Source organism: Helicobacter apodemus, assembly GCF_003097575.1.
GTDB classification, from domain to species: domain Bacteria; phylum Campylobacterota; class Campylobacteria; order Campylobacterales; family Helicobacteraceae; genus Helicobacter_D; species Helicobacter_D apodemus.
Genome location: NZ_CP021886.1, coordinates 1,073,663 through 1,088,802, shown reverse-complemented (window position 1 = coordinate 1,088,802; position 15,140 = coordinate 1,073,663). Strand labels below are relative to the sequence as shown.

At 32.8% G+C, this 15,140-nt stretch carries 8 protein-coding genes and 1 pseudogene; 7 read left to right on the top strand and 2 right to left on the bottom strand.

Annotated elements, in window-relative coordinates; translation table 11 throughout:
• The first annotated feature begins 28 nt into the window (after window positions 1-28).
• The 7 genes and pseudogenes from CDV25_RS05350 to CDV25_RS05320 all read left to right on the top strand — a co-directional run bounded on the left by CDV25_RS05350 (window position 29) and on the right by CDV25_RS05320 (window position 9,452).
• Complete coding sequence (locus CDV25_RS05350; RefSeq protein ID WP_108911074.1) at window positions 29-1,630, top strand: sensor histidine kinase; 1,602 nt, start codon at window positions 29-31, stop codon at window positions 1,628-1,630.
• Window positions 1,631-1,639: 9 nt separating this feature from the next.
• The gene (locus CDV25_RS05345) at window positions 1,640-2,317 is read left to right on the top strand and encodes a response regulator (protein WP_108911073.1); all 678 of its coding nucleotides are present in this window, start codon (window positions 1,640-1,642) and stop codon (window positions 2,315-2,317) included.
• Window positions 2,318-2,567: 250 nt separating this feature from the next.
• A complete protein-coding gene (locus CDV25_RS05340) occupies window positions 2,568-5,192 on the top strand; it encodes an autotransporter outer membrane beta-barrel domain-containing protein (RefSeq protein WP_239056311.1) in 2,625 nt (874 codons plus the stop codon).
• 228 nt (window positions 5,193-5,420) lie between these two features.
• Window positions 5,421-7,048, top strand: a pseudogene (locus CDV25_RS10925) (DNA polymerase III subunit gamma/tau).
• Window positions 7,036-7,362 (top strand): tRNA (adenosine(37)-N6)-threonylcarbamoyltransferase complex ATPase subunit type 1 TsaE, encoded by a 327-nt coding sequence (gene tsaE / locus CDV25_RS05330; RefSeq protein WP_239056310.1) that lies wholly within the window; start codon window positions 7,036-7,038, stop codon window positions 7,360-7,362. Before CDV25_RS10925 ends, tsaE begins: the two are co-directional and overlap by 13 nt.
• Window positions 7,363-7,443: 81 nt before the next feature.
• Window positions 7,444-8,166, top strand: a complete 723-nt coding sequence (gene lptB, locus CDV25_RS05325) for an LPS export ABC transporter ATP-binding protein (RefSeq protein WP_108911072.1) — start codon at window positions 7,444-7,446, stop codon at window positions 8,164-8,166.
• Window positions 8,163-9,452, top strand: a complete 1,290-nt coding sequence (locus tag CDV25_RS05320; RefSeq protein ID WP_108911071.1) for an RNA polymerase factor sigma-54 — start codon at window positions 8,163-8,165, stop codon at window positions 9,450-9,452. The genes lptB and CDV25_RS05320 overlap by 4 nt, the downstream gene beginning before the upstream one ends.
• A 1,638-nt stretch (window positions 9,453-11,090) precedes the next feature.
• Here CDV25_RS05320 and CDV25_RS05310 read toward each other — a convergent pair.
• Both CDV25_RS05310 and CDV25_RS05305 read right to left on the bottom strand, forming a co-directional pair.
• The gene (locus CDV25_RS05310; protein WP_108911069.1) at window positions 11,091-11,732 is read right to left on the bottom strand and encodes a hypothetical protein; all 642 of its coding nucleotides are present in this window, start codon (window positions 11,730-11,732) and stop codon (window positions 11,091-11,093) included.
• Window positions 11,733-11,944: 212 nt separating this feature from the next.
• On the bottom strand, window positions 11,945-15,070 hold the full coding sequence (locus CDV25_RS05305; protein ID WP_108911068.1) for an autotransporter outer membrane beta-barrel domain-containing protein: 3,126 nt from the start codon (window positions 15,068-15,070) through the stop codon (window positions 11,945-11,947).
• Between the last annotated feature and the right edge of the window lie 70 nt (window positions 15,071-15,140).

Sequence of the window (15,140 nt, the reverse complement as noted above, 5' to 3'; positions counted from 1 at the left end):
AAAAATTTCATTAAGAGGTTTAAAAAGCTTGGGAAAAACAAAATTATTTGGGACTTCTTTAGAAGCAAAAGCTCGAATTTTAGTCTTTAATATTGCCTCTGGCTTACTATCTTTAGCTATTATTTCTTATATTTTCTATTTTAGTTTAAAATCTGATTATGATAGTCTCTTTACACAATACAATCATTCCTTGATAGAATTAGAAGCAATCCGACAAATCATCAATCAAATGCAAAATCTACCCTCTATAGAGGAAGAAAAAATTATCTTTTTAGAAAACCAAGAAAAAATTCAAGAAATTTGGGAAAACTATCAACAAAGCCAAAGCCATTTAGCAAACCATAATATCCTTAGAGAACTCGGGCTTAGAATTTATCACTTTTTCATTGAAGAAACCAAAACTACTAAAGAAAGGGATATTTTAAAAAGCAATTTAGAAGATTCACAAAACCTAAATAGACAAATTCAAGAGTTCTTAACCCCACTTAATGGCATCTTAGGAGGAGAAAATATCCAAGAGGAATCCCTAAAAATCTCTATTAATCAATTAAACAGACAAATTTCTAAGATTATAAGTAATAACCTTAAGCTTATTGAAATAGAAAAAGAACGTAATAATATACTCTATAATATACTTCATAAAGTAGTGTTAGGGATTATGTGCCTTATTATGCTTATCACTTTATGTTTAAGTTTTTTAATCTTACAAAATATCAAAACCCTCCATATGCTCTTAGAATCAAAAGTACAAGAAAAAACCAAAGAATTACAAAATCTCAATAACTCCTTACAAGAAACCATTGAAAAAGAAGTCTTAGAAAGCCGAAAAAAAGACCAAATTATGTATCAACAAGCAAGATTAGCAAGTATGGGAGAGATGATAGGGAATATTGCACACCAATGGAGACAACCCCTAAATGCTCTTATGCTACTTATCCAAGCTTTTAAAGTTAAATCCCAAAATGGAAAGCTCACCAAAGACTTCATTGATACCCAAGTAGAGGATGGATTAAAAATCGCTAAAAAAATGTCAAGAACCATTGAAGATTTTCGGAATTTTTTTCACAATTCTAGCCAAAAGGAATCTTTTAACCTCAAAGAAAACTTAGAGGATTCTATCTCGCTTGTAGATGCCTTCTTAAAACAAAGCGAGATAGAATTAAACATATTATGCCCCCAAACAACGATGCTTTATGGTTATAAAAATGCTTTTTCCCAAGTAATTTTAAATCTCATTAAAAACGCTCAAGATGTTTTACAAGAGCGAAAAATCCCAAACCCTAAAATCCTAATCCTTGTTATTGAAGAATCGGTAATTCAAAAAGATTATGTTAAAATATTTTTTATGGATAATGCAGGAGGGGTAAAGCTTGATGATATTCAAAAAATCTTTGAACCTTACTTTACTACAAAGCATAAATCCGTTGGAACAGGAATTGGACTTTATATGTCTAAACAAATCATTGAAAAGCAAATGCAAGGAAGTATTGAAGTAAAAAACACCTATTGGAGAGCAACACTACCAATGCTACCACAACCCTTTAAGGTTTTAGAAAATGATTTTTATGGGGCGCAGTTTATCATTTCTATCCCCACAAAAAATAATGAAATGACGAACAACAAAACTTAGGAAGATAAAATGCCCTCAAAAAAGAATGAAACACTCTTAAAAAAACTAAAAATCCTCTATGTAGAGGATGAAGAAGATATTTTAAAATTCGCAAAAATGGCTTTAGAAGACTATGTAAAAGAATTTTTTACCGCTAGAAATGGCAAAGAAGCCCTAGAGATTCTAAAAACACAAAATATTGATTTAGTAATTACAGATATTTTAATGCCAAAGCTAAACGGTATTAATCTCATTAAAGAGATTAAGAAAAACCCCCTATGGGATATGGCAATTATTATCGCTACAGCCCACACAGAAACCCAATATCTACTAGATTGTATAGAATTGAGGGTAGATGGATATATCCTAAAGCCCATTGATATAGAGGATATTTTAAAAACCATTCTAAAAGCGACTTTACCAAAATTCCAAGCTAAACAACTCCACGAAAAAAATGTTTTATTAAACGCTATCTCTGTTTTTGTCGGGGGTAAAAAAATAGAAATTATCAAATACTTAATCGAAAATAGCGATAAAGATAATATCTTTTATGGCTCCTATGAAGATATAGTAGAGCAGCTTAAGGTTAGCAAACCCACCGTTGTAAAAACCTTCAGACAGCTCATAGATACAGGATTATTAGTCCGATTAAAAAACAAAATCTATAAACTCCAACCTGATATTTCAATTTATAAAGATTCCCTATAAACGACAAAATCCTCCGATGAAAGCTTCTAAGATTACCCTAGCCTAATCCCAAAACTTCCATAAACTAACCTCTCCCTCAAACTTCCATAAACTACCCCAAAACTCCTAAAAATTCTTAAATTTAACTTAAACATTACCAAATCCCACAATTTTTAAAAATTTTCACAAAAAGGCAGGATTTAATCAAATATTCAGCGGGGGGGGGGGCAGAATAAAAGTCTCATTTTATATTTTCAAACAAGGAGAATGAATGAATATTTCATCAATTAGTTCAAAAGCTTTAATAAGCTTTGGTATTTTAGGTTCTATTTCTGTGCATGCGGTAGATATTGCAGATAATAAAGGCTTTACCGATAACTTTCAAGTAAGCAATGGAAATTGGAGTGTAAAAGCAGATTCTAAGATTAAAGATGAGGGTGTAACCCTTAAAGGAGGATTAATTGAATTTGAAAACCCCATTAACACTATCACACTCACTACTGATAAAAAGATAACTATTGAAACTGATATAGAAGTTGGTCATTATACCGATAAAGCTAAGCAAGACAAAATTTATGGCTTTACCGCTATTGCTAAAGAGGGGATAGATAATAAGGGGGATATAAGTGTTTTAAGAGATTCTAAGATTACAGCTAATACCACTTTACAAACAAATTCTAACTTGAATATTCTAGGGAGCCAACTTGATATTATAGGTAATGTTGATACAAAGAATAATACTAACATCACCCTTGCTACTCCTAGTAATGCAGATATTAATATTATCCATATTTTCGACAAACTTATTAAGGATAAAGTTACACTTAATAATAGTGCTACTAGCACTAGTAGCAATACCCTTTCTGAATATGAATACCATATTCGTATGGCTAATACTCTAGGGAATAATACCAACACTTTGGGGGTAGCCACTTTAAATATTAGAGGAAACCTTAAGACAGAGGGGAATACCACTTTTAATTTTTGGAATGATGGCTTTATCAATGTTAGCGGAAAAGCCACGATTAATTCCCAAAGTAGCCTTGGCATAACCACCAAGAATAGTCCTCTAAGTGATGATAAAACACTGCTTTTTGCAAAAGGGGGAGTGGATATTCAGAAGGATAACCAAAGTGTTTTAGAAAAGCAAGACGATAAGACTTGGAAGCCCTCTAGCGGAGGATCCATTAATGTAACCTATGAAAGAGAAGTAGCCTCCTATCTCTCTAAACCCTCCTTATTGGATGGGATAATAGTAGATGCAGTGGATAATCTAACCAATGATAATTACATCTATGAGGTTCGTGTTGATGAGGATAAAAAGAATATTTTTGTAAAAGTCAATGTAGATAACTCCAAAATAAACACTACAAACCTTAAAGATTCTAAAACCATTAGTGAGTTCATTAAAAACCAACTAACAACCCTCTCTGCAGAAGAGACAACTAACCTTGAAACTGCTAAAAAGAATCTTGAAAATGCAAAAGAAACCTACAATAAAACAAATATTAGCAATAAGGCACAAATTATCAAAAATATTGAGGAGGCTCTTAAAGATATTGATAGCAAAATACAAGCTACAAACACTTTTAACAACACAAACATCACAACAAAAGATATTCTTAGTGTGTTGGTAAAAGGTGCGGATGCTAGGGTGGCAGAGAATGTATTAATAACTTTAGTGAATAAAAAAGACAATAAACTCTTAGCCACGCTTAATACAGCAACCCTAAAAGATTCTACAACATCCATCTCCCAAAGCGGAAACACGCAAGAAGCATTAAGCATTTTAGATTCTCTTATCAGTTCTAGTATCGATTATGATATTCTAATAAAAGCTATAAGTAATGGTATAAATGATAGTAAAACTAGCGATAAAGTTAATAAATTCTCCTTCTTTAAAGATACAAGAACACAAGGACAAGTAGCCACACAAACTTCTAATGCTTCTAGCCAACTAGGGGCTATTAATGTGGCTAATGATATGGCAATTGGGGATAGAATTGCAAGATTTAATAATCCCTATATAGAAACTAAACGATTTGCAGCCTTAAGTAGTGATGCAGCTTATAGTTATTATGATGCGTATAAATCTAGTCTTTGGGCAAATGCCTTTGGGGGATTAAATATCATTGGGGATAATGATGGGGGACTTTATGGTATCACTGCAGGGATTGATAGAAACATTAATACTAATCTCTTACTTGGTGGATACTTTACTTATGCAAACTCTACCCTTAAGAGCATAATTAATAAGCAACAAAGCAATAACTACCAATTAGGGCTTTATACTCTCATAAAATTCGCACAAGATTGGGAAGTAGGTGGAAAAGCCTATACACAACTTAGCCCCATTAAGCAATATGATTATAATTCCTTAGGAACAGATTCTGCAGATTTTACAAGAAGGCTCTTTGGCTTTAATGGAAGCATAGGAAAAGTATTCCAAATTTCTAATGCATTTTTTATTAAACCCTTTGGTGGCGTGAATTACTATTATAGTTTCACCCCTAATTATGCACAAAGCGGAACCCCTTTAGCTAAAAAGATTCGCTCTTTAACAAACAATGCTCTAAGCTTAGAAGCAGGATTAGAGGCTAGGAAATACTTTGGGGCTAACTCTTATCTTTATATCACTCCTAAGCTAGAGCAATATGTTGTTAATAATGGGGATGATTATATAGCAAGATTTGCAGGTTCTACTTCTGTCTTTAAAATCAGTAATGATGAAAAGAAAAAGACTTATGGACAACTTACTTTTGGGGGGAATGTTTATATTAAAGAAAATCTCTCTTTAAATATCGGAGGAGGTATCAAGCAAATCTTAGTGGGTAAATCTAACTCCACTAATGAAACTTATTTAAGCATAAATACAGGACTTAAATATAAGTTTTAAGAGATAACATCAATAAGAAATTACAATAACAAATACTACAAACTTAAATAAGAAATTAAACAAGCTTCTTAAGTTTTTATTATGGGGGACAATCTTTTTAAGATTGTCTCTTTCTGCTGTATTCTTTTTAACCCCTTTAACCTAAGATTTTATTTCAACTTCTTAATGAATTTTTAGCGTTTTTTTAGTAAAATTTACTCCAATTTTTCCTTATAAGTTAGGTTTAATATGCAAGAACACAATGAAGCTTTAGCACTCAAATATCGCCCCTTAGATTTTGATGAACTTGTAGGGCAAGAATCTGTTAGCAAAACACTCTCTTTAGCCTTAAATACCAAGCGATTATCTCACGCCTATTTATTCTCTGGATTAAGGGGAAGTGGCAAAACTTCAAGTGCTAGAATCTTTGCTAGATCTTTGCAATGTGAAAATGGACCTAAGGCAAAGCCTTGTGGAGAGTGTGCGAATTGTATCGCTGCTAATCCTCACAAAATGCGGCACATTGATATTATTGAACTTGATGGTGCGTCTAACCGCAAAATTGATGATATTCGCGATCTTATAGAGCAAACCAAATACCACCCTAATATGGGAAGATTCAAAATCTTTATCATTGATGAAGTGCATATGCTAACTAAAGAAGCCTTTAATGCTCTCTTAAAAACCCTAGAAGAACCCCCCCTTATGTTAAATTCATCCTTGCGACAACAGACCCTCTAAAGCTACCTGCTACGATTTTAAGCAGAACGCAACATTTTAGGTTTAAAAGAATCTCCGATAAAAGTATCTTAGAACATTTAAAAAACATCCTTCAAAAAGAAAGTATCCCCTATGAAGAAGAAGCCTTAAAAATGCTAATACGGAGTGGAAGCGGCTCTTTAAGGGATACATTAACACTCCTAGACCAAGTTATTATCTATTCTAATTACAATATCACCCCCAATGCCTGTGCGAATATGCTAGGGCTTATCAACCCCCAAAGTCTGCAATCCCTCTTTGAATGCATCTTAAATAATGATAGAGACAAACTACTTAAAGAAATGGAAGGGTTTTTAGAATATGAAAGCGAAATGCTCCTAGATGAAATGAGTATTTTTCTTAAAGATAAACTCTTAAAAAGTGATAGCACTTATAATGTTATACTTATTGATAGATTTTTTCGCATTATTGCTCAAGCTAAAGAACTCCTCTTTTTAGGCTCTGATGATAATTTTGTGCTAACTTTAAGCCTGCTTAAAATGCTAGAAGCTATGCAGATTCAAGAAATTGATATTGCCATAGAAAACTTAAAAAACCAACACCCACAAATCCCAATATCGCCTAACCCCTCTCCTATCCCTTCACCTACCCCCACACAAACGCCTACTTCAACTAAACAAAACCCCTCTTTATTCCAATTACTCCTTCAAAAAATCTATGAGAGGAATTATGACTTAGGGGAGTGCTTTGAAAGAAATATTACTTTTATATCCTTTGATAATAATCTTCTAGTATGGGAGAGCAAAGCAAAAGATGCTGACAAAGAACGATTAAGAAATAGTTATTCTATTATTAAAAATCTCGTTTTAGAGATTTTTGGCTTACAAACGCAAATTAAATCCCTAAGTAAAGAAGAATCTTCTAAAACCCAAGAAACTACGCCCGTTAATCCCAATGTTACAAGCCTAGATACTACCTCCCCCCATACCACTAATCCTACAACCCCCCAACAAAACCCCAAAACTTCTATGGCAAATGACCCCAAAGCAGAAGTTACACAAGCCCTAGAAACTCCGCTTCTAAAAAATGTAAAAGAATTACTAGAAATTAGACAAATCAAAGTCCGCCCTAAAGAAGAAAATCTATGCAACTCTTAACTTCACTCACTCTAAAAGAAAATGAACTTACAAAGCTTGCTGAAAGCCTAGCAATTCAAAACAAAAAAGGAATTTATCTTTTAGAGGGGAATTTAGCAAGCGGCAAAACAACTCTAATCAAAGCCATAGCAGAGTATCTAGGAAGCACAAGTCTTGTTACTTCACCAACTTTTTTAATAAAACAAGAATATGACCATCAAATTTACCATTATGATATTTACCAAAAAGATTTGCAAAGTCTTTTAGAGCTAGGATTTTTAGAGGAGATTGAAAAAGAAGGTTGGCATTTTGTAGAATGGGGGATGAAAAATTAGCTAAAATACTGCAAGAAGTCGGAATAAGCTTTACAACTATTAAGATTTTACCCCAAAAAGATGAAAGGGAATACCAAATTTATGTATAAACTAGAAGCTAGGCAACTATCTAAAATTATTAAAAAAACAAAAATTATCTCTAATATCTCCGTGAGAGTAAAAAGCGGCGAAATTGTAGGTTTATTAGGACCTAATGGGGCGGGAAAAACAACAAGTTTTTATATCATTTGCGGGCTTTTATCCCCAGATGTTGGAGGAGTATTTTTAAATGATGAGGAAATTACCCATCTAAGTTTGCACCAAAGGGCTAAATTAGGTATTGGATATCTCCCTCAAGAAAGTAGCGTTTTTAAAGACTTAAGCGTAGAGGAAAACCTAAGGATTGCCGCAGAAATATCTATTCCAAGAGAAAAAGACAGAATTAAGCGGATAGAGGAACTCTTAGAGACTTTTAACATCGAACCTATAAGATACCGCAAAGGCATTAACTTAAGCGGTGGAGAGCGAAGAAGAGTAGAGATTGCAAGGGCACTTATTAAAAAACCAAAATTTATTTTATTAGATGAACCTTTTGCGGGGGTTGATCCTATTGCAGTTTTAGATATACAAAATATTATTAAAAAACTTTTAACCTTTAAAATAGGGGTTTTAATCACCGATCATAATGTGCGTGAAACACTGAGTGTTTGCGACAGGGCTTATGTGATTAATAAAGGGAAACTTTTAGCAAGTGGCAATTCAGAGGAGATTCATACTAATGAACTCGTTAGGAAGCATTATCTAGGAGAAAATTTCAAAATATGAAATTAAAAACCCAAGCTTCTACGACACTTAAAAGCAAACTCTCCTCCACGTTAAAAAGCTGGTTACCTATTTTGCAAAGTGGTATGCAAGATTTAGAGGAAACCTTAGGAGAGTTTGCAAAAGACAATCCTTATTTTGATATAAAATCAAAAATAACTAATAACTTCTCCTCTTACAAAAAAAATAGAAATCTCCCAAAAGGTTCTAGAGCAGGACAAGGAGGGGGATTAAGTGATAGTATTGAAAATTTTTGTATCCAAGAGGAGAGCTTAGAAGAGAGCTTATTAGCACAAATTATTCCCCCTCTTTTCCCCACACAAACTTCACAAAATATCGCCCTAAAAATCATAGAAAACCTTAATGAGGAAGGGTATTTTGAAGGTGATATTGAAAATATGGCTAAAGAATGTCGCTGCAGCAGTGAAGAAATAGAAAAAATCCGCAAACGTTTTGCCTATCTTGACCCACCAGGAATTGGGGCAAAAAATTTAAAAGAATCCTTTTACTTTCAACTAGATAATATGGATATAAAATCTGAAATTTTTGAACTTTGCTCAAAAATCTTAGAAGATTTAGAACATCATATTCACTTTAAAGACGAATGCCTTTACAAAGAGGCTATGCGTGTAATTCAAAGCTTCAAAAACCCTCCCGCACTAGATTTTTATGAAAAAGAAGCAGTGATTATTCCTGATATTTTAATCCGACAAGAATCTAATAATATTCAAGTGCAAATCAATGAAAAATATTATCCAGGTATTGAAATAAATCTCCATAAAGAAAAAAATCTCAAAGCCAAAGAAGAATTTATTAAAATAAAAACCAAAGAGGCTAGAGATTTGGTAGATGCACTAGAGATGCGAAAAGCAACGCTTTATAAAATTGGCATTATGATTGTAGAATACCAATATGAGTTTTTCACAGGGGGAGAAATAAAACCGATGAAACTTAAAGATTTAGCCCAAGAATTTGGACACGCCCCAAGCACTATTTCAAGAGCAATTTCTAATAAATTTCTAGAATGCTCCCGTGGCATATTCCCGCTTAAAGTATTTTTTGCTACCGCTATTGATGAAGAAATAGCTAATGTTACTATTAAGGATTTTGTAGCGGATTTAGTTAGAAAGGAAAATAAACAAAAGCCCTTAAGTGATACAAAAATCCTAAAACTTATCGAAGAAAAATTTGACATTAAAATAGTGCGTCGAACTATCACAAAATACAGAGCCCAACTCAATATCGCAAGTTCTAGTGAGCGTAAAAAACTCTATAAAATGTCCCTTTAATTTATTTTATCCTACAATGCTTTAGCATTGCAAAGCGTGGTTAGCAAAGAGGGCGGAGGGTGAATTTGCTAACCTAAGCCCTTAGAATTTTCTCCCTTAAACCCCCTCTCAAGTTCCCTCCAACCAAAATATTTGAGCGATAGTTTTTGCGTTTTTATAGCTTGTCTATAAAAACAAATTATGCAAAAAGCTATCAGCGAAAATATGGGATTAAAAGGGGGATTTAGGGGAGAGTTTGAGAGGGGATAAGGGGGAATAAGGGCGAAAAAGCTTTGACTTAAATTTATCCGATTAAAAGTAGCTCGGTGCGTGGCAAAATGCAAATTTACAAAGCGTTTATGCTTTTAATTTGCATTTTATAGCGTAGATTCTAAAAAACGCACTGTGTTAAAGGGAGCGTAGCTCCTTGCCACGCCACGGCGTTAGCAGCAGCGTGCCCTAGTGGCGTGGCGTTAAATCGCTATGCTATCGCCTCGTGCAAGTGCGTAGCACGACTGCCTTAGATAGTAACACCTTACTTGTAAGGCAGAAGCGAGGCGACCCCATAGGGTAGCATAGCAATCAGCAGAGACCTTGGCTCTGCGTAAAGTGATGAGACTGCAAGACTCATCACTACGAACGCAATCTAGTTGCGTGAGTTACAAGCACGAGACTTTGACTCGTGCTATTGCGTAAGAGACCGCAGGGCTCTGTAGCCCGAACAGACCGCGTAGCGGGCTGTGAGGTTAAGCATTACAGCAGGGGTTGGTTTGTTGCTTGGGCGTAAATTACGCTTTGGATTCAATGGTGGTTTGGGCGTAAGTAATCGCAGATTCTTTGTATTTTCCATTAAATGTAGAATCTTAAATCATTCTTTAACAAGCTAAAAAAGCTCATTTTTTCTTTGAAATTTTTTGTATATAGCAGGGGGTGGTTTTTGTATTAATAGGATTTTTCAAACTATTAATATAAGGGATTAAAGATTTTTTAAGAATAATACATACGGGGGGGGGTGTATTTTGTATAATTAGTTCCTATCATTTGAAAGGTTAAAAATCTCCTTGTGTGAAACATTGAAGTCTTAATTTTCACTTAAAATATATTTTAGCTTCAAGCGACTTTTACAAATTATTTAGGGAGGTATTTTAATTTTCCTCTTTCTTTATAAAAAGTGTATAAATGTATAAATATTTATACAAATGTATAAATTGTATAATTTTTGTATAATCAATAAATATCGTAAAATACGAGGCTAGATAATAAATTATACACTTATACAGAGAAAATATAGATTTTTTTCTTTATTTGTATAAAATATCGGTAAATAGGCACTTTCAAGATTTTTGTATTTTTTTAATAAATTATACAGAGAGTGTATAAATTTATACAAGTGTATAATTTATTCTAGATTTTTTATTTGGTAATTAAACAATTAAATGTAGTTTGTGCAAGTTTTTTATAGAAGTTAAAGTATAATTTTGTGGGGTAATTGCCACAGGCTCTCTACCCCCTGTGGCAAAATCTATGCCCCTAAAGGAGCTAAGATGAAAGCTACGAAATTCATCTTGGTTGCGATTATACTACTTTGTATAATTGCTGTCAAGGCTTATTAAGCTTTAGCCCAGCTTTTGCTGGGTCCAAGATGGATTTAACCTGTGGTTATAAATATAATATTTCTTGTGGCTTTTTGCTATTATTTTTTTTCTTTTTTACGATTCTATTCTCTAATATCTCATCTAAGATTTCAGCACTCATACCACGAATATTTAATGCTTGACTTCTTGTAATTTCTTTAGTAGGTGAAGCTTCAATTTTCTTTATGAGTTTCTCCTCTATGGAATCTATTTTAAAGTGTATCTTGTTGTTTTCTTTCAAACACTTTAAAAGCTTATCGCTTTCTTCTCTAAAAAGGGAAATAATATAAATCGCTTCTTGCAAATATTCAAGCTTGATTTCTGGCTTAATACTGCAAATATTTATCCCTTTGCTAGTCTCATTAAAGATTTGACTAATTAGAGCAATTTTTAGAGCATAGGTGCTTAAGCGATAACTTGTCGTTAGCTCTTCATCTGATTCTGTCTCATAAGCAGTTTGTGAGTATTCATTGAACCATCTTTGATAATAAACTCTTGATTCTTTATCTAGCTTAAAGATTAAAGCCTCTTCTCTATCAAATCCAAGCTTATTTAACACTGCTTTGGTTATTTCGCTAAAGTCTAGCATATGACTAAATCCTAATTCTTTGGCTTCTAAGGGTTTAAAATCGCTTCTTTCATTGAAGCTTATTAAATACCTTTCCATAAAATTTTTGCGTAAGATAAATCTCCTAAATATTGTGCAATATATAAAGCATTTAACCTTGAACCACTCCCATCCGTCCTATTAGCTAAAACAAGTGCTATATCATATTCTCCTTACATTAAATTTTATTCTAGTTTTAATCTATATTGAAACTCGCCAAAGACTAGATTTGTTTATAGGGGGTATTTTACCATTATTTAAAGGATTATCCCCTACCACATATAATTAAACTTCGTATATCCTGTATGCATAACCCCATTTTTATCAAAATTCCCTGTATAGTTTAAAGAAAGATAAAAAGCACTATTTAAAGGAATAATAAAAGAAGCTCCTATAAACTCACTAACTCTAGGTAAAAGATAAGAATCCTTAGCATAGATTGTCCCAAATCTAGCAGAAGAAGTGGTTAAAGGATTAATATTAATCTTCACTCCCCCTTCAGCTAAAGTTTTAAAATGAGGATGCCAATCCCTATACCAACTAAATCCTGTTTTTGCACTAAAGAGATTAAGCTTATTGACATAATACCTCTCTCCCCCTTTTACAGTAGCACTCCCTTGTATATCTTCCATACTATAAGATTGTGTATAACCTCCCTCATAAGCAGCACTAATCTCTGGAGAGAAAACATTATCCCCTTGTATGAAGTTTATCCCTATAGAAGCTGTTGCTGCATAACCATAAGTCTTAGGATTAGCCTTAGCTAGATTATCACTTATCTTTTTCGTTAAATCATTATTAATAAAGGTGAATTTACTATCTAGCTTTATATAGATTTCTTTATTTTCATCTAAAGCATAGAAATTATTAAAATACTTCAATCCTGTATAATAAGCCTTATTGTTTATATCAAAATACCTAGATTGCATATTAATCTTTTCATAACCTATATATATTCCATGTAAAGCATTATTAATCTTTGTGCTATATCCTGTAATTATCCCATTAATATTCCCTTTACTATATTCCCCTAAAGAAAGTTCTGTTTTTTGGTAGGAATGATAAGGAAGAAAGAATAAAGAATGTTTTTTGCTTTCTTTTGAAGAGAATAAAATATCACTAGAGACTAAAGAGGAGAGATCAGCATAATAAATATCCCTATCTTCAAAAGAAGAGACTACAGAGGCTGAAGGAGTATTAAACATATTACTTAGGCTTTTCATAGAATTACCCACTACAGAATCAATAAAAGCACTCCTTCTTATAGCATTATTCATTAAGTTCCTATAAGTAGCTCCTGCTATACCTGCATTTAAATCTACACTACTACTTAATAAACCACTAATGGGGTCATAACTTAAACTTAAATCTCCTGAACCATTAGTAACAATAGAGCTTATATTCTTAGTAGGGATTCCTGAAACTACATTACTAAGATTATCAAGTTGGTTTAAATCTAATCCCCCTTGTTCAATAATAATTTTATCAATCTTTACGCCATTTGTATTACTTCCTGCTATGGTTAGTGTATCTAATTTACCTCCTGTATTAGTAATAACCCAATCTTTAATAGTAACTCTACCAGAACTATTATTGGTAATGTTCTCCCCCTTATCATTTTTACCAATACTTCCTGTATTACTAATACTTAATTGTGCATCCCCTGAGAGAGTAATGCCTTTATTAATCTTTGCATCATCAGAGTTTGTAATACTTAAAGCTACACTATCACTTGCACTAATACTTCCTGCTATCGTTGCAGTTCCTTTATTTTCAATACTAACTTTACCACTTCCACTTGCAATAATATTTCCCCCTATATTTCCACTTCCAGAATTAGAGAGATTTAATCCTCCACTTCCACTAGAGCTAATATTACCTGTAATGTTTGCATTCCCTGTATTTGCAATCATTAAAGGAGAATCACTACTAGAGCTAATATTTGCACTAATAATCCCCGCATTAGAAATACCAGTTTTTGCTTCTATCTTTCCTGCAATATTAATATCTCCTGTGATATGATTATTAGGGGCTACTGCAATAGCTGCATTCTCACTTTTTAGTGTTGCTCCTTTTTTAACTTCTATGCCTGCTATGGTTGTTTTTTTGCCTGTGCCATCGTCAATATCAAGACTAATCCCTCCTGCTTTCCCCTCCGTTACACTACCATCTTCTAAGATGATTTTGCCTATCTCACCATCATTTAATTGATAATAAGATTTTTTAATATAAATCCCATATTGTTCTGCTTCAATCGTGCCTTTATTGATAAAAGTTTCTATCTTAGCCCCTGTTTCATAGAAAATACCATTATTCTTTGCTTTAATCACTCCCTCATTGGTGAGAGTTTTGATATGTGGTTGTGTATGATCATAAGCGGTAGCAACAATTCCTCCATTCCATACAAGTTCTGATACTGATGTATTTGTTCCTGTAGATTCTATGGTTCCTTTATTGGTTAAGTTTTCAATAGTGGAACCCCATATATGTATCCCTGCTTTACCTTTTAATATTCCTTGAGTGTTATTAACAAAGGTTTTTATAGTGCTCGTTTGTAACCATATACTATCACCTTGACCCTCTATCGTCCCTTTATTCTCAAAATTACTTATACTACTCCCCACTAAGATATTAATCCCTACACTATTATTCCCCTCACTCTTAATACTCCCACTATTACTAAAAGTCTCTATCGTAGCTGTATTAACAAACACTGCATCTTTACTAAGAGTTCCTTTAGTTATAATACTCCCACTATTACTAAAAGTTTCTATCTTAGAAACGTGTAAAACAACACCATAAGAATTCTTTGTCTCTGCAGAAGTAATAGTTCCTTTATTTTGAAAGTTATCAATGGTTCCTTGTTTAAGTTGAATAGCAAAATTTTTAGTATTAATGCTTCCTTCATTAATAAAAGTCCCTACTTTAGAACCACTTTGGATATACATACCATATCCAATATTATTCATAGTTCCTGTAGCACTTATAGTTCCTTTATTATGAATACTCCCTATCGTAGCACCTTTGTTTATATCAATAGCATTAAATTGGTTAGTTCTATTATTGGTATTTTGAAGTGTTACTCCATTATCAATTACTAAATCATTATAGGTTGTTCCTGTATTAGCTATAACACTTCCTGTAGAGTTAGTATCTATTGTATCAATAGTTCCAGTATTATTAATACTAATACTAGTTCCTTGTGTAGTCCAGCTTTGAGCTGCACTTAAAGGAGTAGTATTTAAAACACTTATTACACTTAAACTTAAAAATAAAGTAGAGCTTGGCAATAAAGAATAATTAAGGCATTTAGGATTCTTAAGATTAGAATCAAAGGAATTAAACTTTAATGCTTTAGATTTAACATTACTTTTAGATTCTAAAGCATTAGGATTCATATTAGATTTTATCTTTATAGATTTTTTAGATTCTAATTTAGAATCTAAAAACTTAAGACTATCTTTATAA

What these genes read in the sequence shown, in the direction of transcription:
- CDV25_RS05345 (WP_108911073.1), top strand. Translation starts at nt 1,640, where the DNA reads ATGCCCTCAAAAAAGAATGAAACACTCTTAAAAAAACTAAAAATCCTC.
- CDV25_RS05340 (WP_239056311.1), top strand. Translation starts at nt 2,568, where the DNA reads ATGAATATTTCATCAATTAGTTCAAAAGCTTTAATAAGCTTTGGTATT.
- CDV25_RS05305 (WP_108911068.1), bottom strand. Translation starts at nt 15,070, where the DNA reads ATGAATCCTAATGCTTTAGAATCTAAAAGTAATGTTAAATCTAAAGCA.
- CDV25_RS05310 (WP_108911069.1), bottom strand. Translation starts at nt 11,732, where the DNA reads ATGGAAAGGTATTTAATAAGCTTCAATGAAAGAAGCGATTTTAAACCC.
- lptB (WP_108911072.1), top strand. Translation starts at nt 7,444, where the DNA reads ATGTATAAACTAGAAGCTAGGCAACTATCTAAAATTATTAAAAAAACA.
- tsaE (WP_239056310.1), top strand. Translation starts at nt 7,036, where the DNA reads ATGCAACTCTTAACTTCACTCACTCTAAAAGAAAATGAACTTACAAAG.
- CDV25_RS05320 (WP_108911071.1), top strand. Translation starts at nt 8,163, where the DNA reads ATGAAATTAAAAACCCAAGCTTCTACGACACTTAAAAGCAAACTCTCC.